Genomic DNA, 23,248 nt, shown 5'->3' with positions numbered 1-23,248 from the left:
CGTCCGCGCTCAGGCCTCCGAGGGGCTGTTCACCATGGACAGGGCTGCCCGGTCCATGTAGTCCCAGAGCGTGCCCTCATACAAGGGCGGAAGCTCCAGGGAGTCCACGGCGGCGCGCATGTGGAACAGCCAGCGTTCCTTGGCCTCCGGCGTCACGCGGAACGGCATGTGGCGCATCCGCAGCCGCGGGTGCCCGCGCTCCTCGCCATACGTGCTGGGCCCGCCCCAGTACTGTTCCAGGAACATCAGGAAGCGCCGCTTGGCCGGGCCGAGGTCCTCTTCCGGGTACATGGCCCGCAGCAGCGGATCGGTCGCGACGCCGTCGTAGAAGACGTCGATGAGCTTCACGAAGGTCTCGTGGCCGCCCACGGCGTCATAGAAGTTGTCGGTGTAGCCGGGCTGGCTGAACGGATCGTTCTGCAGCAGCTGCCTGGGCTGGCTTGGTTCGCCGGCGCTGGGAATCGTCATGGCTCTATTCTCCGGCCTGCTGCTGCGGCGCGGAATCGGCCTCTTCGGCCGGCGGGGAAGACGGCGCGATGTAATGGCCCTGGGAACGGTTGCCCACGCGCAGGATTTCGCCGTTGCGCAGGTACCAGATGGTGCCGTCGTCGGCCCGGACGCGCGTGATCCGCAGGTTCATGGCCTCGACAATGCCCACCACCTCGGAGGTTTCGATGACATCGCCGATCCCGTACTGGTCCTCGAGCGTGATGAAGATGCCGGCCAGGAAGTCGCGGATCAGTTGCTGGGCGCCGAAGCCGATGGCGATACCGAGGATACCGACGCTGGTCAGCAGCGGTGCAATGTCCACGTTCAGGTATTTGAGCACGTACACGATGGTGAGGACGGCCACCAGGACGCCGACAACGCTGTTGAGCAGTGCGCCAATGGTGTGGGCCCGCTGGACCCGGCGCTCGTGGTCCAGTGCCCGCAGAGCGGGAGACACCCAGCGGAAATGCCGCTTCTTGAAGAATGTGCTGCCCTCGGCGACACGCTTGGTGATTCCGGCGATCACGAAGGACGCCACCAGCCACACGGCGACGCCGATCCCCAGGGCTATCAGGGCGCCCGGCAGATTGACGGCGGCGATTTGTTGGGCGGTGATTGGTTCGATGGTGGTCAGGCTGATCATCGGTGGGGGAAAACTCCTTGTTGCTTCGTCCCAGCCGGCCGGCAGCAGGGCTGGGCGTCCGGGTAGCGGCCGGCGTTCGCCGGTCGCATAACACTCTGGTCTCCTTCAACATTAGCGCCGTAGCGTTGCCCCATGCGCATCCTGGTCCTTGGCGGCACCGCCTTCCTCTCAGCCGAAATAGCCCGACAGGCCCTGACTTCCGGGCATGATGTGACCTGCCTGGCCCGTGGGACTATTTCTTCACCGCCTGACGGAGCCACGTGGGTTCGGGCGGACCGCTCGGAGGGGAAGGCCGCCTACGCGCCGGTGGCGGGCCGTTCAGACCCGGACGGATGGGATGCCGTGATCGATGTCTCCCGGGACCCCGTGCAGGCGCGTGAGGCCCTTGAGGCGCTGGCCGGCTCGACCCGGCATTGGACCTTCGTCTCCAGCTGCTCGGTCTACGCCGATCATTCCGTGGCCGGTGCCTCCGAAGACGCCCAGGTGCTCCCGCCGCTGGCTCCGGGCACGGAACTGAGCATGGAGAACTACGGCGAGGCCAAGTCCGCGATTGAGTCCTGGACCTGGGAGCTGGCCGGGGCCAAGGCACACCTGTGCCGCGCCGGCCTGATCGGCGGACCCGGGGACGGCTCTGACCGTTACGGGTACTGGCCTGCCCGTTTTGCCCGGGACGACGATCCGGTCCTGGTCCCGGACATCCCCGCCGACGCCACCCAGATCATCGACGTCCGCGACCTCGCGGCCTGGATCCTCACCGCCGCCGAAAAGGGAACCGTCGGCGCCCTGAACGCCGTCGGCGAACCGGTCCCGTTTGCCGCCTACCTTGAGGAATCGCGTCAGCTCGCCGACGCCGACTCCGAGGTGGTTGTCGCTCCCGAGGACTGGCTGGCGTCCCACGGCGCGAACTATTGGGCCGGCCCGGACTCGCTGCCGCTGTGGCTGCCGGCCGGCCACGATGGCTTCGCGGCCCGCAGCAATGACGCTGCCAGAGCCGCCGGGCTGCGCCTCCGGCCCTGGATGGACACGCTGCGTGACACCCTGACGGATGAACGCCGCCGCGGGCTCGGCCGCGAACGCAAGGCCGGGATGAGCGCGGAGACCGAACGCCGGATCGTGTCCGAGTACAGGGCGGAGGCTTCAGTCGGGCAGGCTGACGGTGCCGCCTGACCTTGCCACCTGACGGTGCCACCTGGCCGGGTTCAGTCCGTCGGGCCCTCCACCACAGCCGTGGGCTCGTGCAGCACCGGAAAGTTGACGCTGCGGGCGATGAAACAGACCTTGTTGGCCTCGACGTGGAGCTCTTCCAGGAGTTCCGGGGCCGCCGGCTCCGCCACCGTCACCGTGGGTTTCAGCGTGACGGATTCGAATTGGCCGCTGCCGTCCCGGTTGGTCCGCATGAGGCCCTCGGCCCGGTCCTCGTAGGCGGTCACCACCACGCCGTGCTTCACGGCCACGTGCAGGAAGGAGAGCATGTGGCACTGGGACAGCGCGGCCAGAAGCAGCTGTTCGGGATTGTAGCGCTCGCGGTCGCCGTGAAAGGTCGGATCGGCCGAGCCATGCAACACCGGCAATCCCGGGATCTCGACGTCATGGTCCCGTGAATAGCCGCGGTAGGAGGACGTCCCCTCCCCGAGGTTCCCGGTCCAGCGGACAGTCAGCGCGTAGCGGTGTTCGTCAAGGCTCATGACTCCAGCCTAGAACGAGGGAACCCCGGCGCCGCACGTGGGCGGCACCGGGGCTCCAGGATTGCCGGGGTTCGGGGCGGCTTTCCTAGCCGACGTCGGCCTGGCGGGCCCGCAGCGAGCGGACAACGCCGTCGCGGTTCTCCAGCATCATCCGGCGCAGCGCGGAGCTGCCTTCCGGCAGTGACGCCAGGAACTCATCGGTGCGGTCCACGGTGGCCTGCGTGGTCAGCTGGGCCGGGTAGAGCCCGACGACGATCTGCGAGGCCAGCGCGTGGGTGCGGTTGGCCACGATGCCCGGGACGGCCTCGAAGTACTTCTCGGCGTACGGCTCGAGCAGGGACGTGTCCAGGACCCGGGTAAAGCCGGCCACCGCGGAACCCTGCAGGGCGTTGGACAGATCGCCCTTGACCACAATCGATTCCCAGGCTGCGGCCTTGGCCTCCGGCGTGGGGATCGCGGCCTTGGCAAGGGCCGCCGCGTTCTGGCCGTTGGAGGTGTTGTCGTGCTCCAGTTCCTCGTCGATCCGCTCCTGCCCGGCGCGGCCGCCTGCCACGAGGGACGCCAGCAGTTCCCAGCGCAGGTCCTGGTCCACGCTCAGCCCATCCAGGGTGAGCGAGCCGTCCAGCAGCCCGGACACCGTGTCCAGCTGCCCGGCGCTGCTGGCCAGCAGGGCGTAGGACTTCACGAACTGCAGCTGGGCGTCCGAGCCCGCAGGCACGGCCGAGGCGAGATCCCACAGCTTGTCGGTCGCGGCCACGGTGGTGGCCTCCTTGTGCTCCTCGGCCACGTAGAACGTCAGCGTGGTGGCGAGCTGCCTGAGCTGGACCAGGATCACGGAGGAATCGGATTCCTCGGCGATGTTGGCCAGGATCAGGTCCACATACCCGCGGGCAGGGGATTCGCCGTCGCGCGCCGCATCCCAAGCCGAGCCCCACACGAGGGTGCGGGGGAGGCTCTGGCTGAAGTCCTTCAGGTGGGCCGTGGCGGTGGCGAGGGACTTCGGATCGAGGCGGACCTTGGCGTAGGCGAGGTCGTCGTCGTTGAGCAGGATCAGGTCAGGCTGGGCCAGGCCGGCCAGGGCCGGAACCTCGGTGCGCTCGCCGTCGACGTCGAGCTCAACGCGGTGTACGCGCTCCAGCTTGCCGGCGCCGTTGAGGTTGTAGAAGCCCACGGCGAGCCGGTGCGGGCGGAGCGTCGGCTGGCTCTCGATCGCCGACTGCACGATGGCGAAGGAGCCGATGGTGCCCTCGGCGTCGGCCGAGATCTCCGGCGTCAGTGTGTTGACGCCGGCGGTCTCCAGCCAGAGCTGCCCCCACTTTTCGAGGTCGCGGCCGCTGGCCTTTTCGAGTTCTGCCATGAGGTCGCTGAGCTCGGTGTTCTGCCAGGCGTGCTTGCTGAAGTACTCGCGCACGCCGGCCATGAACTCCTCCGGGCCGACCCAGGCGACGAGCTGGCGCAGCACCGAGGCGCCCTTGGCGTAGGTGATGCCGTCGAAGTTCACCTCGACGTCCTGGAGGTCGTTGATCTCGGCGAAGATCGGGTGCGTGGTGGGCAGCTGGTCCTGCCGGTACGCCCAGGACTTCTCCACCGAGGCGAACGTGGTCCAGGCGTGGTCGAACTCGGTGTTTTCCACGGCGGCCAGGTGGGACATGTATTCGGCGAAGGACTCGTTGAGCCAGAGGTCGTTCCACCAGCGCATCGTCACGAGGTCGCCGAACCACATGTGCGCGAGCTCGTGCAGCACGGTGATGGCGCGGCGCTCCACCTGGGCGTCAGTGACCTTGCCTCGGAAGACGTAGCCTTCCAGGATGGTGACGGCCCCGGCGTTTTCCATGGCGCCGGCGTTGAACTCCGGCACGAAGAGCTGGTCGTACTTCTCGAACGGGTAAGGGCAGCCGAACTGCGCCTCGAAGAACTCGAAACCCTGACGGGTGAGCTCAAAGATGTTGTCCGCATCGAGGTACTGCATGAGGGACTTGCGGGCGAAGATGCCCAGCGGCGTGACCCGGCCCTCCGCCGAGACGACCTCGCTGCGCACCGACTGGTATGGCCCGGCGATCAGGGCGGTGACGTAGGAGGAGAGCCGCGGCGTGGGCGTGAACTCCCAGACGGAGCGGGCGCCCCCGTCCGCGCCGGGGATGGTCTCCACCGGCGCCGGGGTGGGGGAGTTGGAGACCACGTCCCAGTGCGAGGGGGCGGTGACCGTGAAGGTGAAGCTGGCCTTGAGGTCGGGCTGTTCGAACACGGCAAACATGCGCCGCGAATCAGGGACCTCGAACTGGGTGTAGAGGTAGACCTCGTTGTCCACCGGGTCCACGAAGCGGTGCAGGCCCTCGCCGGTGTTCATGTATGGGGCATCGGCGACCACGAGCAAGTGGTTCTCGGCTTCCAGGTCCGGGAGCTGGATCCGGACGCCGTCGGAGACCTCGGCCGGGTCGAGTTCGCGGCCGTTGAGGCTCACGCTGTGCACCGTGTGGGTCACGGCGTCGATGAAGGTCGAGGACCCAGGCTTGGCCGCGAACTTCACGGCCGTGGTGGACCCGAAGACTTTTTCGCCGCGGGTCAGGTCCAGGCTGACCTCGTAGGACTCGACGTCGATCAGGGTGGCGCGCTCGCGGGCTTCGGCGCGGGTGAGGTTCATACCGGGCAAAGGGGCCTCCAGAAGAAGATGGATACTGCCGGCCGGCCGCAGCCGCCGGCGATACTGTGAAATCATTCTTTCACGTCAGCCGCCCGTGGCAAGTTAGCCCGCTCACAATGTCTTTCCCGGCGCTCCAGCCGCAACGCATCCGTTCCTCCGTTTCGCTTCCTGTTGGCCGCCTGACCTGCGGGCATGTCTCTGGATCTCTCCATGCCCAGCCGGGGTAGCGTTGGGTCATGGGAAAGATCCGGGACTCAGTCGATGCCAGGGCCTTGCGCTTTGCCATCGGTTTCCCCCTCATGCTGGCCGCCGGATTCGTGGTGTGTGCGCTGCTGGTGCGGCCGGAGCTCCCCGAGCCGCTGGCCATCCGCTGGACCGACGCCGGTGCCGTCGACTTTGCGCCGTTCACCGCCTTCGTGGGCGCCGGTGCCGCGCTGATCGTAGTTGTGGGCTGGGCCGTGCTGCTGCAGGCCGTGCCGCTGTCCCGGCCTGTGATGATGCGCCGGATCATGATGGGCGCCGGATTTGCCATGAGCCTCTTCCTCACCACCGTCCTCGCCGCCGCCCTCGTGGGACAGTTGGGACTGCCCGACGCGCGGGGCTCCCATGTGGACGCCTCGGTCCTGGCCCTGGGAAGCGGCGCAGCCCTCGCCATGGGCTTCGTCATGGGCATGGTCTTCAAGGCAGACGAACGCTGGTCTGTCGATGACGACCTCGCCGTCCGCCAGGCCCTCCAACGCGAACAGGATCCTGAATTGGCCAGGGACCGGGTCAGTCTCTGGGTCCATGCCCGCAGTTCGATCTTCGTCATGCTTGGCATCGCGACGCTCTTGCCCGCGGCCCTCTTCACCATTGCCGTGCCGTGGGTCTCTGCCCTCCTGGTGGCCGCAGCCCTGGTGGCGGCGGCGTTCCTGGTGGCCCGGATCCGGGTTGACCGGAGCGGCCTGCGGGTCTTCGTGGCAGGTTTCGTCCGTGTCATGAATGTTCCAGCCGCGGCTATCGACGCCGCCACGCCCAGGGACGTCAGGGCGGCGGACTACGGCGGCTGGGGCTACCGCATCCACGGCAACACCACAGCGCTGCTGGTCAGCAGTGGCCCCGCGGTGGTCATCGACCGCTCGGACGGGCACCGGCTCGCGGTGAGTGGCGGTAGCGCCGCCACGGCGGACAACATTGCCCAAACGCTTTCCCGGGTGGCGGACAGGGCGCGGCGGAACGGCGGGGCCCCGGCCACGTAACACGGCGGCCCGATCCAGCCCCCGGCCCGCCACAGCACCGTCCCGGAAGACGCGGCCTAGTAGGCTTGGACGAGACCTCGACCGCCCCGGCCGCCGCCCCGCGCCGCAACTGAACGGAACAGCCGTGACCATTTCTGACTTCCCCCGCGTGCACATTGCCACCGACCACGCCGGTATGGAGCTCAGTGCCCACCTCGTCAGCCACCTCAGCGCCAAAGGTTACGACGTGGTGGACCACGGCCCCGTGGAATACGACGCCCTGGATGACTACCCGTCGTTCTGCATCAACGCCGCCCTCGCGGTGGTCGCGGACCAGGAAGCCGGAACCCACGCCCTGGGCATCGTGCTCGGCGGATCCGGCAACGGCGAGCAGATTGCCGCCAACAAGGTCAAGGGCGTGCGCGCGGCACTGGCGTGGAACCTCTCCACGGCCCAGCTCGCCCGCGAACACAATGACGCCAACGTCGTCGCCGTCGGCGGCCGCCAGCACAGCGTCGATGAGGCAACGGCCATCATCGAGGCCTTCCTGACCGAGCCGTTCAGCAACGACGAGCGCCACGTCCGCCGGATCGGCAAGATCGCCACCTACGAGCGCACCGGCGAAGTCGTCCTGTAGTGCCGGAGGGGCACTCCGTCCACCGGCTGGCCCGCCAGTTCGGTGACGTTTTCGCGGGCCAGAGGCTTTCGGTCTCCAGCCCGCAAGGCAGGTTCGCGCCCGGCGCCGCCCTGCTGGACGGCCATGTCCTGACGTCCGCGACCGCCCACGGCAAGCATCTGTTCCTCGGGTTCGACCACGGCCTGGTCCTGCACGTCCACCTGGGCCTCTACGGTGCCTGGAATTTCGGCGGGGATGCCACCTTCCGTGGTGCGTCCAGCATCGGGGCGCCCCGGAAGGTGGGGGAGCGGGAGGTGTACGACGCCGATGACGCCGGCAGCGCGGCGGGGCCGGCCGTCGTTTGGTGCAGCGTCGCCTGCCTACACAGGGCCACCAGAACCGGTGGGCGCGGTCCGCGTCCGGCTGGTGAGCGGGCACGGCTGGGCGGACCTGCGCGGCGCCACTACCTGCGAGGCGATCATCGCGGCCGAAGCCGCGGCCGTCGTCGCCCGCCTGGGTCCGGACCCGCTGGGCAACCGACCAGGGGACCGGGACGCATTTGCCGCCAGCGTGACGGCCAAACGGGCCCCGCTGGCGGGGCTGCTCATGGACCAAAAGGTGATCGCCGGCGTCGGGAACGTCTACCGGGCGGAACTGCTGTTCCGGCAGCGCCTCAACCCCTGGCTGCCCGGGACCGGACTGACGCCGGAGGCGGCACGCCGGCTCTGGGACGACACCGCCGCCATGATGTCCGACGGCGTCCGGGACGGCCGGATCATCACAACGCCGCCGCAGTACTGGGACACTCCGCCCCGGGACGGGCACGGCGACGCCGTGCCGAACACCGAGGCCGGCGCGCTGCCGGACGCACTGCCGGACCCGGACCGGGCGCACTTCGTCTACCGCCGGCACGGCCTGGACTGCCGTGACTGCGGCACGTCCGTGGCGCTCACGGAGCTCGGTGCCCGGAAACTGTACTGGTGCCCGCAGTGCCAGCAAGCCTGAACAGCCCCTGAACACAACTGAGTAGTCCCCATCCGGCATATGCGCCGCAAGGCATGAAACAGGCATGAAAAAAGCCCCTCCGTGGAGGGGCTTTTTTCGTCATATTTCAGAGGGGACGACGGGAATCGAACCCGCGTAATCAGTTTGGAAGACTGAGGCTTTACCATTAAGCTACGTCCCCGGGGGCGATGCTGGATTTCCAGCAAAACTTCCGGGCGGCTGTTCAAGCCGGATACAACTAAACCCAATTCAGGGCCCCGGTGTCAAATGTGCAAATCGGCGCAGTATGACCGTAGACTGTTCTGTGCACTTACGGGGTGTAGCTCAGCTTGGCTAGAGCGCCTGCTTTGGGAGCAGGAAGTCGCAGGTTCAAATCCTGTCACCCCGACTCTGCAAGCACTGCCAGCACGTGGCAATGCAGAACCCTATTCCCCCCACACCAGGAGTACTTAGACTGTGAAGAGCGCTGTCGAGAACCTCACCCCCACCCGGGTCAAGCTCAATGTTGAGGTCCCCTTTGAGGAATTGAAGCCCAGCATCGCAGAGGCATACAAGACTGTTGCTTCGCAGATCCAGGTTCCCGGTTTCCGCAAGGGCAAGGTCCCCTCCAAGCTCATTGACCAGCGCGTCGGCCGCGGCTACGTCTTGGAGACGGCCATCAACGAAGGCCTCAACGGCTGGTACCAGGCTGCCGTGCAGGAAACCGGCATTCGTCCCCTGAGCCGTCCCGAAGTTGAGATCACCGAGGTTCCGGACCCGTCCGCCACCGACGGCGAGCTCAAGTTCCACGCCGAGGTTGACGTCCGCCCCGAGATCGAACTGCCGGACTACGCCGGCATCAAGGTTGAGGTTGCCGCCGCCGAGTCTTCGGACGCCGACGTCGACAAGGCCATGGACGAGCTTCGTGGCCGCTTCGGCACCCTGAAGTCCGTGGACCGCCCGGCAGCCGACAGCGACTTCCTGACGATCGACATCGCAGCCTCGATCGACGGCGCCGAGGTTGACTCCGCCTCCGGCCTGTCCTACCAGGTTGGCGCCGGCACCATGCTCGAAGGCCTCGACGAGGCCGTCACCGGCCTCAGCGCCGACGAGGACGCCATCTTCGACACCACGCTGGTCGGCGGCGAGCACGCCGGCGAGTCCGCTCAGGTCAAGGTCACCGTCAAGGCCGTCAAGGAGCGCGAGCTCCCCGTCGCCGACGACGACTTCGCCCAGCTCGCCAGCGAATTCGACACCCTGGCCGAACTCCGCGAGGACCTGGCCAAGCAGGCTGCCGAGTCCAAGGTTGTTGAGCAGGGCGTCGAGGCCCGCGACAAGGTCCTGGACAAGCTCGTTGAGCTCGTCGCCGTCCCCGTCCCGGAATCAATCGTCGAAGAGCAGCTCGAGCAGCACTTCAACGCCGAGAACGCCCACGGTGAAGGCGAGCACGACACCGAGGAGCACCGCGCCGAGGTCAAGGCCAACACCGAGCGTGCCTTCCAGAACGAGATCATCCTTGACGCCATCGCCGAAAAGGAAGAAGTCAACGTCAGCCAGAACGAGCTGATCGACTACATCGTCACCACCGCCAGCCAGTACGGCATGGACCCGAACCAGTTCGCCCAGATCATCGATCAGAGCGGCCAGGTTCCCATGATGGTTTCCGAGGTCCGCCGCCGCAAGGCACTGGCCGTCGTCCTGGGCCAGGCCGAGGTCACCGACTCCGAGGGCAACAAGGTTGACCTGAGCGATTTCGTCCGCCCCGGCGACGAAGCCGCACCGGCCGCTGAGTCCGTCGAGGAAGAAGCCCCCGCGGCAGAAACCGCCGCCGAGGCCACCCCGAGCGATGACCCCGCAGCAGTGAAGTTCTAGCATTAGCGCTGACGGCCCCCCGGATCACCGATCCGGGGGGCCGTCTGTTTTAACCGGCGCCCGTTTAACCCCGCGACGGCGGACGTGCGCCGTCAGCGAACAGCCCGCCGCCAGCGAACAAAGCGGGCGTGAAAACGGTTAGTGTCGCTGTAGGAAAGTTCAGTGATGTCGTCCAATGACGTCACCGTCGCCAGCGAGAGGTAAGTACATATGTCACAGCAAGCAGGGGCGCCCCGGATGGCCACGGTCGATCCGGCAGCCCAGGATAACTACATTTACAACCGCCTGCTGAAAGAGCGCATCATCTGGCTCGGCTCCGAGGTCCGTGACGATAACGCCAACGCGATCTGCTCCCAGCTGCTGCTGCTCTCGGCGGAGAATCCTGAACGGGACATCTACCTTTACATCAACTCACCCGGCGGTTCCGTCACCGCCGGCATGGCCATCTACGACACCATGCAGTTCATCCCGAACGACGTCGTCACGGTGGCCACCGGGCTCGCCGCCTCCATGGGGCAGTTCCTGCTCTCCTCGGGCACCAAGGGCAAGCGCTACGCCACCCCCAACGCCCGCATCCTCATGCACCAGCCCTCCGGCGGCATCGGCGGAACGGCGTCGGACATCAAGATCCAGGCCGAGCTGATCCTGCACATGAAGAAGGTCATGGCCGAGCTGACCGCAGACCAGACCGGACAGACCGTGGACACCATCCTCAAGGACAACGACCGCGACAAGTGGTTCACGGCCCCGGAGGCCCTCGAGTACGGCTTCTTCGACAAGATCGCGGCGCACGCAGGATCCGTGGCCGGCGGCGGCGGAACCAACGCCAACGGCTCCGGCAACAGCGGCGCTGCGACAGCCACCGAGAACTGACCGGCACGTAGACAGTAATGAATTCAGGAGCAATGAACATGAACTACAACTTCGGTTCGACTGCCGGCAACCTGCCGAGCAGCCGCTACGTGCTGCCCCAGTTCGAAGAGCGCACACCCTACGGCTTCAAGCGCCAGGACCCGTACACCAAGCTGTTCGAGGACCGCATCATCTTCCTGGGCGTCCAGGTCGACGACGCCTCGGCGGACGACGTCATGGCCCAGCTGCTGGTGCTCGAGTCCACCGACCCGGACCGGGACATCACGCTCTACATCAACTCTCCGGGTGGCTCCTTCACCGCCATGACCGCGATCTACGACACCATGACGTACATCCGGCCGGAGATCCAGACCGTCTGCCTCGGCCAGGCGGCCAGCGCAGCAGCCGTGCTGCTCGCGGCCGGCACGCCGGGCAAGCGACTGGCACTGCCGAACGCCCGTGTCCTGATCCACCAGCCTTCACTCTCCGGTGGACAGGGCGGGCAGGCCTCCGACCTGGAGATCCAGGCCGCCGAGGTCATGCGCATGCGCTCCTGGCTCGAGGACACGCTGGCCAAGCATTCCGGCCGGACGCCGGAACAGGTCAACAACGACATCGAGCGGGACAAGATCCTCACCGCCGCCGAGGCCATGCAGTACGGCCTGATCGACCAGGTCCTGGATTCCCGCAAGATCAAGCCCCAGGCGATCGCGCGCTAACCAGCAATTCGCGACGCGCCGGTGCGGCACTTTACTTGGCCGCACCGGCGTCCGCTTTCCACCCAACGGGCCCAAAGTGACCTAGAGTGGAACATGTCACAGCCAGCAGCAAGCTACTAAAGGGGTTCACACATGGCTCGGATTGGCGAGAGCACTGATCTGCTGAAGTGTTCTTTCTGCGGAAAGAGCCAGAAGCAGGTTCGCAAGCTCATTGCCGGGCCCGGCGTCTACATCTGCGACGAGTGCATCGAACTCTGCAACGAGATCATCGAAGAAGAACTCGCGGAAGTAGCTGACCTGGGCAGTTTCGAACTGCCCAAGCCCCGCGAGATCTTTGACTTCCTGCAGGAATATGTGATCGGCCAGGAGCCGGCCAAGCGGTCGCTCGCCGTCGCGGTCTACAACCACTACAAGCGGATCCAGGCCGGCCACGCCCCGAAGAGCGGCAGCCTCGCGGACGGCGTGCACCACGACGACGTCGAGATCGCCAAGTCCAACATCCTGCTGATCGGTCCCACCGGCTGCGGCAAAACCTATCTGGCCCAGACCCTGGCCCGCCGCCTCAACGTCCCGTTCGCTGTGGCCGACGCCACGGCCCTGACCGAGGCCGGCTACGTCGGCGAGGACGTCGAGAACATCCTCCTCAAGCTCATCCAGGCCGCCGACTACGACGTCAAGAAGGCCGAACAGGGCATCATCTACATCGATGAGATCGACAAGATCTCGCGCAAGAGCGAAAACCCGTCCATCACCCGGGACGTCTCGGGCGAGGGCGTGCAGCAGGCGCTCCTGAAAATCCTCGAGGGCACGGTGGCCTCCGTCCCGCCGCAGGGCGGCCGCAAACACCCGCACCAGGAATTCATCCAGATCGACACCACCAACGTGCTGTTCATCGTGGCCGGCGCCTTCGCCGGGCTCGAGGACATCATCGGTTCTCGTTCCGGACGCAAGGGCATCGGCTTCGGCGCGCCCCTCAACGAGGTCAAGAACACCACGGATTCCTACGGCGAGGTCATGCCCGAGGACCTGCTCAAATTCGGGCTGATCCCGGAATTCATCGGCCGGCTGCCGGTCATCACCACGGTCTCGAACCTGGACCGGGCAGCGCTCATCCAGATCCTCTCCACGCCCAAGAATGCCCTCGTCAAGCAGTACCAGAAGATGTTCCAGCTCGACGGCGTCGAACTCATCTTCGAGGACGAGGCACTGAACACCATCGCCGACCAGGCGCTGGAGCGGGGCACAGGGGCGCGCGGGCTCCGCGCCATCATGGAGGAAGTCCTGCTTCCGGTTATGTTCGATCTCCCCAGCCGCGACGACGTCGCGAGCGTCGTGATCACAGAAGAGGTCGTGACCAAGAAGGCGGCGCCCACGATGATCGCCCACGACGTCAAGCGCCGCAAGTCCGCCTGACCGTCCTGACGCCCGGAATAAATCAGGCCCAGCGATAGCTGTCACCTTTGGCGCGCCCTGCGTCTGATGTACGACTGGCATCTGACCTGACCTGATCTCATCCGACCTGCCTGCCGCAGCGCGCTTACCCGCAGACTTCCATCCCGCAGACTTCCATAAGGAGAACACCTGTGCCTGAAACCCTGACCAATAAAGCCGACTTCTGGTTCGACCCCATGTGCCCCTTCGCCTGGGTCACTTCGCGTTGGATCGGCGAAGTCGAAGAAGTCCGCGACATCCAGACCGAGTGGCATGTGATGAGCCTTGCCGTACTCAATGAGGGCCGCGAGGAACTGCCCGAGCAGTACAAGGAGTTCATGAAGAAGGCGTGGGCTCCGGTCCGCGTCATCATTGCCGCCTCGGAACAGCATGGCGCGGAGTACATCAAGCCGCTCTACGACTCCATGGGCACCAAAATCCACAACGAAGGCAACAAGGACATTGACGAGGTCATCGCCAAGTCCCTGGCCGAGGCAGGACTGCCCGCCGAACTGGCCGCAGCCGGCCAAAGCGATGAATTCGACGCCCAGCTGCGCACCAGCCACGAGGCCGGCATCTCCCTGGTCGGACAGGACGTGGGCACCCCGGTGGTGGCATTCAACGGCACGGCCTTCTTCGGCCCGGTCCTGACCCGCATCCCTCGCGGCGAGGACGCCGGGAAGATCTGGGACGCCACAGTGACCCTGGCATCCTTCCCGTACTTCTTTGAAATCAAGCGCAGCCGGTCCGAAAGCCCGGCCTTCAACTAGGCCTCCGGGCACCGCGCGGATACCTCTAGGAGCCCCGAAAGAATTACTCTGATGTAGTTCTTTCGGGGCTCTTGTGTATGGCAAACAGGAGGATAACAATGGAACTTACCCACTTCGAAAGAAGAGGGACGCAGGAACCAAAGATTCAGTGACACTCATCCGACGCAGCCTTCGGCAAAGTCAGATGATGGCTACCAGTGACGAGGTAGGAAGACCTGGAAATCCAAGGATCCCGCCAGATTGTCTAAGACGTCACGTGACAATCGAAAAGTCGAAGCCCCACCAACGGCTAACGCTGATGGGGCTTCCCCTTTGCCCAAAAACTGGCAGGGTCCAAAAACTGGCAGGGTCCAAAAACTGGCAGGGTCCAAAATCTGGTGATTGCCCAAAAACTGGTCAGAGGGTGGGGTCCTGACCTTGCAACGACAGGCGAGCACCCCGGCCTGCGGATCAGGGCCGAAGGAACAAGCCCGATTGCACCGCTGTTGCTTCCAATGGCAGGGCCGCGGTTCCGTGATGTCCATACATCCGGCCGGTGCTGTCCTGTGTCCTGTCCGCCCGCGACCATTGGAGCGCCATGCCTATCACTGCCCACCTTGATTTGAACCTTAAAGCGGAATCCCTGCCCACGGCGCCTGACGTGCTCCGCGACATCCTCTCCGATACACGGGCGTTTGACGGCTGCCTCGGCGTCCATGTGCTGGTCGACAGCAATGATCCGGCGCACTTTCTTGTGGTGGAACAGTGGGCATCGCTGGAGCACGATTCCGCCTACCGCGCCTGGCGGGCAGGGCCCGGCGCGAGCGGGCTGGGAGAGCTCCTGGCGGCCCCGCCCGTGCTGACACGCTTCGAGACCTCCTTCGAGATTTAGGGCGCCCGGAAGGCAAAGACCCGAAAAACAAAAGGGGCCTCCGCCCGGCCTAAGCCGGGCGGAGGCCCCCTTTTGGTTGTCGCAGCCTGCTAGGACTGCGCGGGCGGCTCGGCCGGTGCCAGCACGACGTCGCTGACGGTCAGTTCGCCCTCGCCGGCAACCAGCGCCAGTTCCCGTGCGTTGGCGGCGGCCTTGAGGTCGGCGAGGCCGGCCTTCAGCTGCGTGGTGAGGGATTCCGAGGCCGTGATCGTCGCGGACAGCACCTCGGTGCGCTGCTTGACCTTGGCCTCGGACTTGGCCTTGCGGATGCCGCTGAGCGCGGTGCCGACCGTGGCGAGGAGGGTCGTATCGCCGTCGACCGCGATGGCGGACGGCCACTGGGCGCGGTGCACGGAACCGGTGCGCCACCAGCTCCAGACTTCCTCCGTGGCGAACGGCAGGAACGGCGCGAAGAGCCGCAGGAGGGTGTCCAGGCTCGTCGCGAGGGCGGCCAGCACGGACGCCTGCTGCTCCTCGCCGGCCGCACCATAGGCGCGGTCCTTGATGAGCTCCACGTAGTCGTCCGTGAAGTTCCAGAAGAAGCTCTCGGTGATCTGCAGGGCCCGGGCGTAGTCATAGCCCTCGAACGCCTTGGTGGCCTGCGCCACGACGTCGGCGAGCTGGGCCAGGACAGCCCGGTCCAGCGGGTTGCTCAGCACCGAAAGGTCACCGGAAACCACCGAGTCCTCGGTGGCGCCCAGGTTCAGGACAAACTTGGAGGCGTTGAGCAGCTTGATCGCCAGGCGGCGGCCGATCTTCATCTGGGCGATCTCGTAGGCCGTGTCCGCGCCGAGCCTGGCCGAGGCAGCCCAGTAGCGGACTGCGTCGGAGCCGTACTCGTCGAGCACATCCGTGGGCACAATGACGTTGCCCTTGGACTTGGACATCTTCTTCCGGTCCGGGTCCAGGATCCAGCCGGAGATGGCCGCGTGCTTCCACGGCGCCGTCTTCTGCAGCGCGTCGGCGCGGACGGCGGAGGAGAACAGCCACGTGCGGATGATGTCGTGCCCCTGCGGGCGGACGTCGAACGGGTAGACCTTGGCGAAGAGCGCCTCGTCGGTGCTCCAGCCGCCCACAATCTGCGGCGTCAGCGAGGACGTTGCCCACGTGTCGAGAACGTCCGCGTCGCCGGTGAAGCCGCCCGGCACATCGCGCTGGGCTTCCTCGTAGCCGGGAGCCGCATCCGCCGCGGGGTCCACCGGGAGCTGCGCGTCGGACGGGACGATCGGGGCGTCGTATACGGGGTTGCCGTCGGCATCCAGCGGGTACCAGACGGGCACCGGCACGCCGAAGAAGCGCTGGCGGGACACGAGCCAGTCGCCGTTGAGTCCCGAGATCCAGTTCTCGTAGCGGGAGCGCATGAAGGATGGGTGGAACTCGATCTCGTTGCCGCGGCCGATCAGCCGTTCGCGGCGGTCCTCGTCGCGGCCGCCGTTGCGGATGTACCACTGGCGGGAGGTGACGACCTCGAGGGGCTTGTCACCCTTCTCGAAGAAGTTCACCGGGTGCATGATCTTCTTCGGTTCGCCGTCGAGCAGGTCCGCGGCGGCCAGGAGCTCCACCACGCCCTCTTTGGCGCTGAACACCGTCTTGCCGGCGATGGCCGCGAAGTTGGCGCGGCCTTCCTCGGTGGTGATCCACTCCGGGGTCTCGCCGAGGATGCGGCCGTCACGGCCCACGATCGCCCGGGTCGGCAGCTGCAGCTCGCGCCACCACGTGACGTCGGTAAGGTCGCCGAAGGTGCAGACCATGGCGACGCCGGAGCCCTTGTCCGCCTTGGCGAGCGGGTGGGCCTTGACCTCTACCTCGACGCCGAACAGGGGAGAGGTGACCTTCTTGCCGAACAGCGGCTTGTAGCGCTCGTCGTCGGGGTTCGCCACCAGCGCGGCGCAGGCGGCCAGCAGTTCGGGGCGGGTGGTCTCGATGTAAATCTTCTCGCCGTCTTCGGTGAAGAACGGGTAGCGGTAGTAGGCGCCCGCGACTTCGCGGTCCTCAAGCTCGGCCTGGGCCACCGCCGTGCGGAAGGTGACATCCCACAGCGTGGGCGCCTCGGCCATGTAGGCGTCGCCGGCGGCCAGGTTGGCCAGGAAGGCGCGCTGGGAGATCGCGCGGGACTTATCATCGATGGTCCGGTAGGTCAGGTCCCAGTCCACGGACAAGCCCAGGGTCTGGAAGAGGTGCTCGAACACCTTCTCGTCCTCGACCGCGAGCTCTTCGCACAGCTCGATGAAGTTCCGCCGTGAAATGACGTCGAAGTCGCGCTGGTTCTTGGCGGGCTCCGCCGGGGGCCGGTAGGCGGCGTCGTAGGCGATCGCCGGATCGCAGCGCACGCCGTAGTAGTTCTGCACGCGGCGCTCGGTAGGCAGGCCGTTGTCGTCCCAGCCCATGGGGTAGAAGACGTTCTTGCCGGTCATGCGCTGGTAGCGCGCCAGGACGTCGGTCTGCGTGTAGGAGAACATGTGTCCGACGTGGAGGGATCCCGACGCCGTGGGCGGGGGGGTGTCGATCGAGTAGACCTGTTCCCGCGTGGTGTCCTGGTTGAACTTGTAGGTCCCTTCGTCAAGCCAGCGCTGCGTGAGCGTGTCTTCCAGCCCCTCCAGGGCGGGCTTGTCCGGAACGTTGATGGGGGCGGTGGTGGGCGTGTCTGTACCCTGTTTGTCTTCAGCCATGGGCTCAATTCTCCATTATTTCTGCCCTCGAAGACACCGGACCGTACTTTGGGCACGCGGCGCGGGGTCCCCGTCGTTGCCGCTAGGGTGGTGCCATGACTGAGGGAACCGATAACGCAGGAACTGCAAATACGGCAGCAGCCGACGCAAAAACAGCAAAAGCAGCACTGGTCACCGGCGCGAGCACCGGAATCGGCGAGGCCACCGTGCGGGCGCTCCGCAGCGAAGGCTGGACCGTGTTCGCCGTCGCCCGCCGTGCCGACCGGCTCGAGGCGCTCGCCGCCGAAACCGGCGCCGTCGCGCTTCCGGCCGATGTGACCGACGACGCCGACGTGGCCCGGCTGCTCGACGAGGTGACCCGGGCCGGCGGCATCGACACGCTGATCAACATCGCCGGCGGAGCCCGCGGCGCCGACAGGATCGCCGGTGCCAAGACCGAGGACTGGGAATGGATGTTCCAGGTCAACGTGCTGGGCAGCATGAAGCTGATCCGGGCGTTCCTGCCGATGCTGCGTGCCGGCGGCGAGGGAACCGTGCTGAACCTGACCTCCACCGCCGGGCTCGGGGCCTACGAGGGCGGCGGCGGCTACAACGCGGCCAAGTTCGCCCAGCACGCCCTGACCGGGGCACTGCGGCTCGAAGAGGCCGAGCACAACGTCCGCGTGATCGAGGTGGCCCCCGGCCTGGTCCAGACCGAGGAATTCGCCCTGAACCGCCTCGGCGACCAGGACGCGGCGGCCAAGGTCTACGCGGGCGTCGAGAAGCCGCTCACCGCCGAGGACGTCGCGGACGTGGTCCGTTACGCCGTCGTCGCGCCGCACCACATCAACCTGGACCAGATCGTGATCCGCCCGGTGGCGCAGGCGGCGAATTACAAGCTGATCCGCAAAGCCTGACGCCGGGCGCTTATCCACCGGCCGGTACGTAGAGCGTGGCGAGGACCGCCGCGTGGTCGGACCCGGCGACCGGCAGCACGGTGTAGCCACGGCTGCGCACCTGCGGGCCGGTCACGATGTGGTCAATCACCACGCCGGGCAGCGGCGGGCCGGCCATGGGCCACGTCGGCACCAGACGGGCCAGGGCCGCGGCGCCGGCGTCGACGAGGGTTCCGTCCTGGCCGTCGCCGGCGGAACCTGCTCCGGCGGCCCCCGCCAGTATCTGGCGGAACTCGGCGTGGTCGAGCGTGGCATTGAAGTCGCCCAGGAGCAGCACGTTGCCGGGACGGGCGGCAACGCGGCCCAGGGCGGCCAGTTCGCTCCGCCACTGTCCTGCCCGGCCCCACACGGGAGCCTTGGCGTGCACGTTGGTGACGTTGAGGGATACGGCCCGGCCGCCGGCGTCGAGCTCCAGCTGCACCGTGGGCATGTGGAAGGCTGAACCGTCCACGGAGTCCACCGGACGGAGCGGGCGGGAGGAGTACACGGCCCCGCCGCCCGCGCCGTCCCTCGTGCGGCTGATCCGGTACGGAAGCAGCGCGCCCAGCCCCGCCTCATCCATCCGGCTTTCCAAGGCCGGGGAGAGCTCCTGGACGGCAAGGAGCCCGACGCCGTTCTCGCGCACCAGCCGCACCACCTCCGCGGCGTCCGCCTGGCCCTTCCAGGCGTTGAGGCTCATGACTGTCAGTTCGGCCGCCGGCAGCGCTCCGCCGCCCCGGACGCTGCTGCCCTGTCCGGTGCCCTGTCCGGTGGACTGCTCCTGCGGCGGGTCCGCCTGGCGCGCCAGGAGTCGGTCGGCCACGCGGTCGGGCGGGAACAGCCACAGCAGCTGCAGGGCCAGGAGGGCGCCGGCCGGGACGGCCAGCCAGGGACGGCGCGCGCGCAGCGCCAGCACGACGGCAGCGCCGGCGGGGAGCACGAACCAGGGAGTGAAGGCCACGAGCTGCACCACGGGGGCCGGCCATGGCACCGGGATCGCCCGGAAGAGGGACACTGCCGCGACGGGTGCGGCGCAGAGCACAGAAGAGAGCTGCCAGCGGTGGCTCGAGCTGCGGCTCTTCACTGATCGGCCTGCGGCGGCCCAGGGGCGGTCATGGCACGAGTCTATGCAGTCGGGCCGCCGGCGTCGCCCCTCCCGGCAGAGTTTGCCGCGCTGTGAAACGCCGTATTTTCTCCGGTACCATCGTCTTAGCAGCTTTGACCCGGCCATCACCGGTGAGCTTCCGGAAGAACGCCCCCGCGAGGCATGCGATCGCTTAGCTTGAAATCGCTGGGGCCAGTAGAACCGGACGGGTAAGCCCGTCACAGCAGTAATGAGCGGCCGACGCCGGTGCAGCCCTTTCTTGAAAAGGCGCACCCCGGTGGCGGTAAGTGAGGTGGTACCGCGGTGCCGGTGTTGTCGAAAGACAGTGCAGGGCCGTCCTCGCATCCTGAATGAATACATGTGTTCGCCGCTCAACCCAGGATGTCGAGATGACTTATTACCCCAAGGCCTCCGCCGCACCCGCAGGCGCCGGTTCCACCAAAGCAGGCGTGTCCGCCTCCGTGAAGTTCCCGGAGATCGAAGAGCGCATCCTCAAGTACTGGGACCAGGACGGCACCTTCCAGGCCAGCATCGACCAGCGGGACTCTGACCTTCCCGGCGGGAAGCCCGGCAGCAACGAATTCGTCTTCTACGACGGCCCGCCTTTCGCCAACGGCCTGCCCCACTACGGCCACCTCCTGACCGGCTACGCCAAAGACCTCGTGGGCCGCTATCAGACCCAGCGCGGCCGCCGCGTCGAGCGGCGCTTCGGCTGGGACACGCACGGCCTGCCCGCCGAGCTGGAAGCCATGAAGCAGCTGGGCATGACGGACAAGACACAGATCGAGGCCATGGGCATCGACAAGTTCAACGACGCCTGCCGTGCCTCCGTCATGAAGTACGCCGACGAGTGGAAGAGCTACGTCACCCGCCAGGCGCGCTGGGTGGACTTCGAGAACGACTACAAGACCCTCAACGTCGAGTACATGGAGTCCGTGCTGTGGGCCTTCAAGCAGCTGCACGAAAAGGGCCTGACCTACAACGGCTACCGTGTGCTGCCTTACTGCTGGAAGGACGAGACGCCGCTGTCCAACCATGAGCTGCGCATGGACGACGACGTCTACAAGAACCGCCAGGACCAGACCGTCACGGTGACCTTCCCGATCACGGCGGGGGAGTCGGAGCTGTCCAAGCAGCTCGCCGGGGTGCAGGCGCTCGCCTGGACCACCACGCCCTGGACGCTGCCCACCAACGCGGCGCTCGCCGTCGGGCCTTCCATCACCTACGTGATCCTGCCAGCCGGACCGCACGGGATCAAGGCCGCCGCTGCCGAGGCCCCGGTCACGGGCAGCTTCCTGCTCGCCGCGGACCTCCTGGGCGCCTACGCCAAGGACCTTGGCTACGGCGATGGCGCCGAGGGAGTCGCCGCCGCGGAAGCCGCCATCACCTCCCGCCACACCGGCGCCGAGCTCGACGGGCTGGCCTACGAGCCGCTCTGGGACTACTTCCACGACAACGAGAAGTACGGCAACCAGAACGCCTGGCGCTTCCTCGAGGCCGACTACGTCACCACCACCGACGGCACCGGCATCGTCCACCAGTCGCCCGCCTACGGTGAGGACGACCAGAAAATCTGTGAAGAGGCCGGCATCCCCGTGGTCCTCTCCGTGGACGAGGGCGCCAAATTCCTGCCGCTGTTCAGCCACGGCCCGCTGGCCGAAATCGCCGGACTGCAGGTGTTCGAGGCCAACAAGCCCATCACCCAGGTGCTCCGCGCCCAGGGCCGGCTGGTCCGCCAGGCCAGCTACGAGCACAGCTACCCGCACTGCTGGCGCTGCCGCAACCCGCTGATCTACCGCGCCGTGTCCTCCTGGTACGTCGAGGTCACCAAGTTCAAGGACCGCATGTCCGAACTGAACCAGGACATCAACTGGATCCCGGGCAACGTCAAGGACGGCCAGTTCGGCAAGTGGCTCGCCAACGCCCGCGACTGGTCCATCAGCCGCAACCGCTACTGGGGCAGCCCCATCCCGGTCTGGCAGTCCACCGACCCCGACTACCCGCGCACCGACGTCTACGGCTCCCTGGCCGAGATCGAGGCCGACTTCGGCCGCCTGCCGCTGAACAAGGCCGGCGAGGTGGACCTGCACCGGCCGTTCATCGACGATCTCACCCGCCCGAACCCGGATGACCCCCGCACCCCGGAAGAGGGCCAGTCCGTCATGCGCCGGGTCGAGGACGTCCTGGACGTCTGGTTCGACTCCGGCTCCATGCCCTACGGCCAGGTGCACTACCCGTTCCAGAACGAGGAATGGTTCGACACCCACAACCCGGCGGACTTCATCGTCGAGTACATCGGCCAGACCCGCGGCTGGTTCTACATGCTGCATATCCTCTCCACCGCGCTGTTCGACCGGCCGGCCTTCCGCAACGTCATCAGCCACGGCATCGTGCTGGGCTCGGACGGGCAGAAGATGTCCAAGAGCCTGCGCAACTACCCGGACGTCTCCGAGGTCCTGGACCGCGACGGCTCCGACGCCATGCGCTGGTTCCTGATGTCCAGCCCCATCCTGCGCGGCGGCAACCTCGTGGTCACCGAGCAGGGAATCCGCGACGGCGTCCGCCAGGTCATCCTGCCGCTGTGGAACGTCTACAGCTTCTTCACCCTGTACACGAACGCTGCTGCTAACGGGAACGGCTATGACGCGAAGCTCCGCTACGACGGCTACGCCGACACCCTTGACCAGTACCTGATGGCCAACACCGGGGACCTGGCCCGGAACATGACCGCCCAGCTGGACAGCTACGACATCTCCGGAGCCTGCGACGAACTGCGCAGCTACCTGGACATGCTCACCAACTGGTACGTCCGCCGCAGCCGCCAGCGCTTCTTCGACGAGAACGTGGACGCCTTCGACGCGCTCTACACGGCGCTGGAGACGGTCTGCCGCGTGGCCGCGTCCCTGCTGCCGCTGGTCTCCGAGGAGATCTGGCGAGGCCTCACCGGCGGCCGCTCCGTGCACCTGGCCGACTGGCCGGACGCCGGACTGTTCCCGGCCAACGCCGAACTGGTCGAGGCGATGGACCGGGTCCAGCAGATCTGCTCCACCGGCTCCTCGCTGCGCAAGGCAGCGAACCTGCGCGTGCGCCTGCCGCTGCAGGAGCTCACCGTCGTGGCACCCGGCGCGGACGCGCTGGGAGGCTTCGCCGCCGTCGTCGCCGATGAACTGAACCTGCGCTCGGTCCGCCTGCTCGACGCCGAGAGCGCTTCCCCGGAGGAGTTCGGCATCGAACAGAAGCTCGTGGTCAACGCCCGCGCCGCCGGCCCGCGCTTGGGCAAGAACGTCCAGCAGGCCATCAAGGGCTCCAAGTCCGGCGACTGGTCGGTCAGCGACGCGGGGGTGGTCACCGCCGGCGGCCTCGAGCTCGAACCGCAGGAGTACACGCTGGAAACCGTCGTGGCCGAAGCCGCGGAAGGCGAAGGATCCCGCGCGGCGGCTGTCCTGCCCGGCGGCGGGTTCGTGGTCCTCAACACCGAGGTCACACCCGAACTCGAGGCCGAGGGGACGGCGCGTGACATGGTCCGCGCCATCCAGCAGGCCCGCAAGGACGCCGGACTCAATGTCAGCGACCGGATCAGCACCTCCGTCACCGCCAAACCTGACGTCGTCGAGGCGCTGCTGGCCAACGCCGAGCTCGTCAAGACCGAAACCCTCACCATCGAGCTGGAAACCGTGACGGCCGACATCAAGGACCCGCAGGTCAGTGTTGCCAAGAAAGTTGGGGCCTAA

The 23,248-nt window shown here is 66.8% G+C and carries 17 protein-coding genes, 2 tRNA genes and 1 pseudogene; 13 read left to right on the top strand and 7 right to left on the bottom strand.

Features of this window, described 5'->3' with window-relative positions; translation table 11 throughout:
• Positions 1–9 precede the first annotated feature (9 nt).
• Together AC1DDO_RS02370 and AC1DDO_RS02365 are read right to left on the bottom strand one after the other, a co-directional pair.
• Complete coding sequence (locus AC1DDO_RS02370; protein WP_476971338.1) at positions 10–468, bottom strand: globin; 459 nt, start codon at positions 466–468, stop codon at positions 10–12.
• Positions 469–472: 4 nt separating this feature from the next.
• Positions 473–1,132, bottom strand: a complete 660-nt coding sequence (locus AC1DDO_RS02365) for a mechanosensitive ion channel family protein (RefSeq protein ID WP_476971337.1) — start codon at positions 1,130–1,132, stop codon at positions 473–475.
• Between the two features lie 132 nt (positions 1,133–1,264).
• Here AC1DDO_RS02365 and AC1DDO_RS02360 point away from each other — a divergent pair, with 132 nt between their 5' ends.
• Positions 1,265–2,299, top strand: a complete 1,035-nt coding sequence (locus AC1DDO_RS02360) for an NAD-dependent epimerase/dehydratase family protein (RefSeq protein WP_476868340.1) — start codon at positions 1,265–1,267, stop codon at positions 2,297–2,299.
• Positions 2,300–2,331: 32 nt separating this feature from the next.
• Here the strand turns inward: AC1DDO_RS02360 and AC1DDO_RS02355 are convergent, their stop codons facing one another.
• Positions 2,332–2,817 carry an OsmC family protein gene (locus AC1DDO_RS02355; protein ID WP_476868341.1) on the bottom strand — a complete coding sequence of 162 codons (486 nt, stop codon included), beginning with the start codon at positions 2,815–2,817 and terminating at the stop codon, positions 2,332–2,334.
• Between the two features lie 85 nt (positions 2,818–2,902).
• Positions 2,903–5,458: an aminopeptidase N gene (gene pepN / locus AC1DDO_RS02350; RefSeq protein WP_476868342.1), complete on the bottom strand. Its 2,556-nt coding sequence runs from the start codon at positions 5,456–5,458 to the stop codon at positions 2,903–2,905.
• Between the two features lie 236 nt (positions 5,459–5,694).
• Between pepN and AC1DDO_RS02345 the strand changes: the two genes are divergently transcribed.
• The 3 genes and pseudogenes from AC1DDO_RS02345 (at position 5,695) to AC1DDO_RS02335 (ending at position 8,296) form a co-directional block, all read left to right on the top strand.
• On the top strand, positions 5,695–6,696 hold the full coding sequence (locus AC1DDO_RS02345) for a hypothetical protein (protein ID WP_476868343.1): 1,002 nt from the start codon (positions 5,695–5,697) through the stop codon (positions 6,694–6,696).
• Positions 6,697–6,820: 124 nt separating this feature from the next.
• On the top strand, positions 6,821–7,312 hold the full coding sequence (locus tag AC1DDO_RS02340; RefSeq protein WP_476868344.1) for a ribose-5-phosphate isomerase: 492 nt from the start codon (positions 6,821–6,823) through the stop codon (positions 7,310–7,312).
• Positions 7,312–8,296 (top strand): annotated as a pseudogene (locus tag AC1DDO_RS02335) (Fpg/Nei family DNA glycosylase). Before AC1DDO_RS02340 ends, AC1DDO_RS02335 begins: the two are co-directional and overlap by 1 nt.
• Positions 8,297–8,406: 110 nt before the next feature.
• On the opposite strand, the gene AC1DDO_RS02330 reads toward AC1DDO_RS02335, so the two are convergent.
• Positions 8,407–8,477 (bottom strand) — tRNA-Gly (locus AC1DDO_RS02330).
• Positions 8,478–8,609: 132 nt separating this feature from the next.
• Between AC1DDO_RS02330 and AC1DDO_RS02325 the strand changes: the two genes are divergently transcribed.
• The 7 genes from AC1DDO_RS02325 to AC1DDO_RS02295 all read left to right on the top strand — a co-directional run bounded on the left by AC1DDO_RS02325 (position 8,610) and on the right by AC1DDO_RS02295 (position 14,790).
• Positions 8,610–8,684: transfer RNA gene (locus tag AC1DDO_RS02325), tRNA-Pro, on the top strand.
• A gap of 68 nt (positions 8,685–8,752) precedes the next feature.
• Positions 8,753–10,147 carry a trigger factor gene (gene tig / locus AC1DDO_RS02320; protein WP_476971336.1) on the top strand — a complete coding sequence of 465 codons (1,395 nt, stop codon included), beginning with the start codon at positions 8,753–8,755 and terminating at the stop codon, positions 10,145–10,147.
• Positions 10,148–10,384: 237 nt separating this feature from the next.
• Positions 10,385–11,020 carry an ATP-dependent Clp protease proteolytic subunit gene (locus AC1DDO_RS02315; protein ID WP_441408880.1) on the top strand — a complete coding sequence of 212 codons (636 nt, stop codon included), beginning with the start codon at positions 10,385–10,387 and terminating at the stop codon, positions 11,018–11,020.
• A 38-nt stretch (positions 11,021–11,058) separates the two neighbouring features.
• Positions 11,059–11,718: an ATP-dependent Clp protease proteolytic subunit gene (locus tag AC1DDO_RS02310; RefSeq protein ID WP_026266422.1), complete on the top strand. Its 660-nt coding sequence runs from the start codon at positions 11,059–11,061 to the stop codon at positions 11,716–11,718.
• A 132-nt stretch (positions 11,719–11,850) separates the two neighbouring features.
• A complete protein-coding gene (clpX, locus tag AC1DDO_RS02305; protein WP_229993382.1) occupies positions 11,851–13,131 on the top strand; it encodes an ATP-dependent Clp protease ATP-binding subunit ClpX in 1,281 nt (426 codons plus the stop codon).
• Positions 13,132–13,301: 170 nt separating this feature from the next.
• Positions 13,302–13,919, top strand: coding sequence for a mycothiol-dependent nitroreductase Rv2466c family protein (locus AC1DDO_RS02300; protein WP_476971335.1), 618 nt, complete (start codon positions 13,302–13,304; stop codon positions 13,917–13,919).
• 577 nt (positions 13,920–14,496) lie between these two features.
• Positions 14,497–14,790 (top strand): putative quinol monooxygenase, encoded by a 294-nt coding sequence (locus AC1DDO_RS02295; protein WP_476971334.1) that lies wholly within the window; start codon positions 14,497–14,499, stop codon positions 14,788–14,790.
• Positions 14,791–14,879: 89 nt separating this feature from the next.
• On the opposite strand, the gene valS is transcribed toward AC1DDO_RS02295, so the two are convergent.
• Entirely contained in the window at positions 14,880–17,498 is a 2,619-nt protein-coding gene (valS, locus tag AC1DDO_RS02290; RefSeq protein ID WP_476868348.1) for a valine--tRNA ligase, read from the bottom strand.
• A 95-nt stretch (positions 17,499–17,593) separates the two neighbouring features.
• Here valS and AC1DDO_RS02285 point away from each other — a divergent pair, with 95 nt between their 5' ends.
• A complete protein-coding gene (locus tag AC1DDO_RS02285) occupies positions 17,594–18,394 on the top strand; it encodes an SDR family oxidoreductase (protein WP_441408747.1) in 801 nt (266 codons plus the stop codon).
• A gap of 10 nt (positions 18,395–18,404) precedes the next feature.
• On the opposite strand, the gene AC1DDO_RS02280 is transcribed toward AC1DDO_RS02285, so the two are convergent.
• Positions 18,405–19,496: an endonuclease/exonuclease/phosphatase family protein gene (locus AC1DDO_RS02280; protein ID WP_476868349.1), complete on the bottom strand. Its 1,092-nt coding sequence runs from the start codon at positions 19,494–19,496 to the stop codon at positions 18,405–18,407.
• 410 nt (positions 19,497–19,906) lie between these two features.
• Between AC1DDO_RS02280 and ileS the strand changes: the two genes are divergently transcribed.
• Positions 19,907–23,248 carry an isoleucine--tRNA ligase gene (ileS, locus tag AC1DDO_RS02275; protein ID WP_476868350.1) on the top strand — a complete coding sequence of 1,114 codons (3,342 nt, stop codon included), beginning with the start codon at positions 19,907–19,909 and terminating at the stop codon, positions 23,246–23,248.

This window comes from Arthrobacter sp. 10N43 (assembly GCF_056394525.1).
This window is presented reverse-complemented; position numbering and strand designations above follow the sequence as displayed.

Bases quoted from the DNA above. Each gene is read 5' to 3' on its own strand.
- AC1DDO_RS02315 (WP_441408880.1), top strand. From the start codon at position 10,385: ATGGCCACGGTCGATCCGGCAGCCCAGGATAACTACATTTACAACCGC.
- AC1DDO_RS02360 (WP_476868340.1), top strand. From the start codon at position 1,265: ATGCGCATCCTGGTCCTTGGCGGCACCGCCTTCCTCTCAGCCGAAATA.
- clpX (WP_229993382.1), top strand. From the start codon at position 11,851: ATGGCTCGGATTGGCGAGAGCACTGATCTGCTGAAGTGTTCTTTCTGC.
- valS (WP_476868348.1), bottom strand. From the start codon at position 17,498: ATGGCTGAAGACAAACAGGGTACAGACACGCCCACCACCGCCCCCATC.
- AC1DDO_RS02310 (WP_026266422.1), top strand. From the start codon at position 11,059: ATGAACTACAACTTCGGTTCGACTGCCGGCAACCTGCCGAGCAGCCGC.
- pepN (WP_476868342.1), bottom strand. From the start codon at position 5,458: ATGAACCTCACCCGCGCCGAAGCCCGCGAGCGCGCCACCCTGATCGAC.
- AC1DDO_RS02285 (WP_441408747.1), top strand. From the start codon at position 17,594: ATGACTGAGGGAACCGATAACGCAGGAACTGCAAATACGGCAGCAGCC.
- AC1DDO_RS02365 (WP_476971337.1), bottom strand. From the start codon at position 1,132: ATGATCAGCCTGACCACCATCGAACCAATCACCGCCCAACAAATCGCC.
- AC1DDO_RS02345 (WP_476868343.1), top strand. From the start codon at position 5,695: ATGGGAAAGATCCGGGACTCAGTCGATGCCAGGGCCTTGCGCTTTGCC.
- AC1DDO_RS02295 (WP_476971334.1), top strand. From the start codon at position 14,497: ATGCCTATCACTGCCCACCTTGATTTGAACCTTAAAGCGGAATCCCTG.
- AC1DDO_RS02355 (WP_476868341.1), bottom strand. From the start codon at position 2,817: ATGAGCCTTGACGAACACCGCTACGCGCTGACTGTCCGCTGGACCGGG.
- AC1DDO_RS02370 (WP_476971338.1), bottom strand. From the start codon at position 468: ATGACGATTCCCAGCGCCGGCGAACCAAGCCAGCCCAGGCAGCTGCTG.
- ileS (WP_476868350.1), top strand. From the start codon at position 19,907: ATGACTTATTACCCCAAGGCCTCCGCCGCACCCGCAGGCGCCGGTTCC.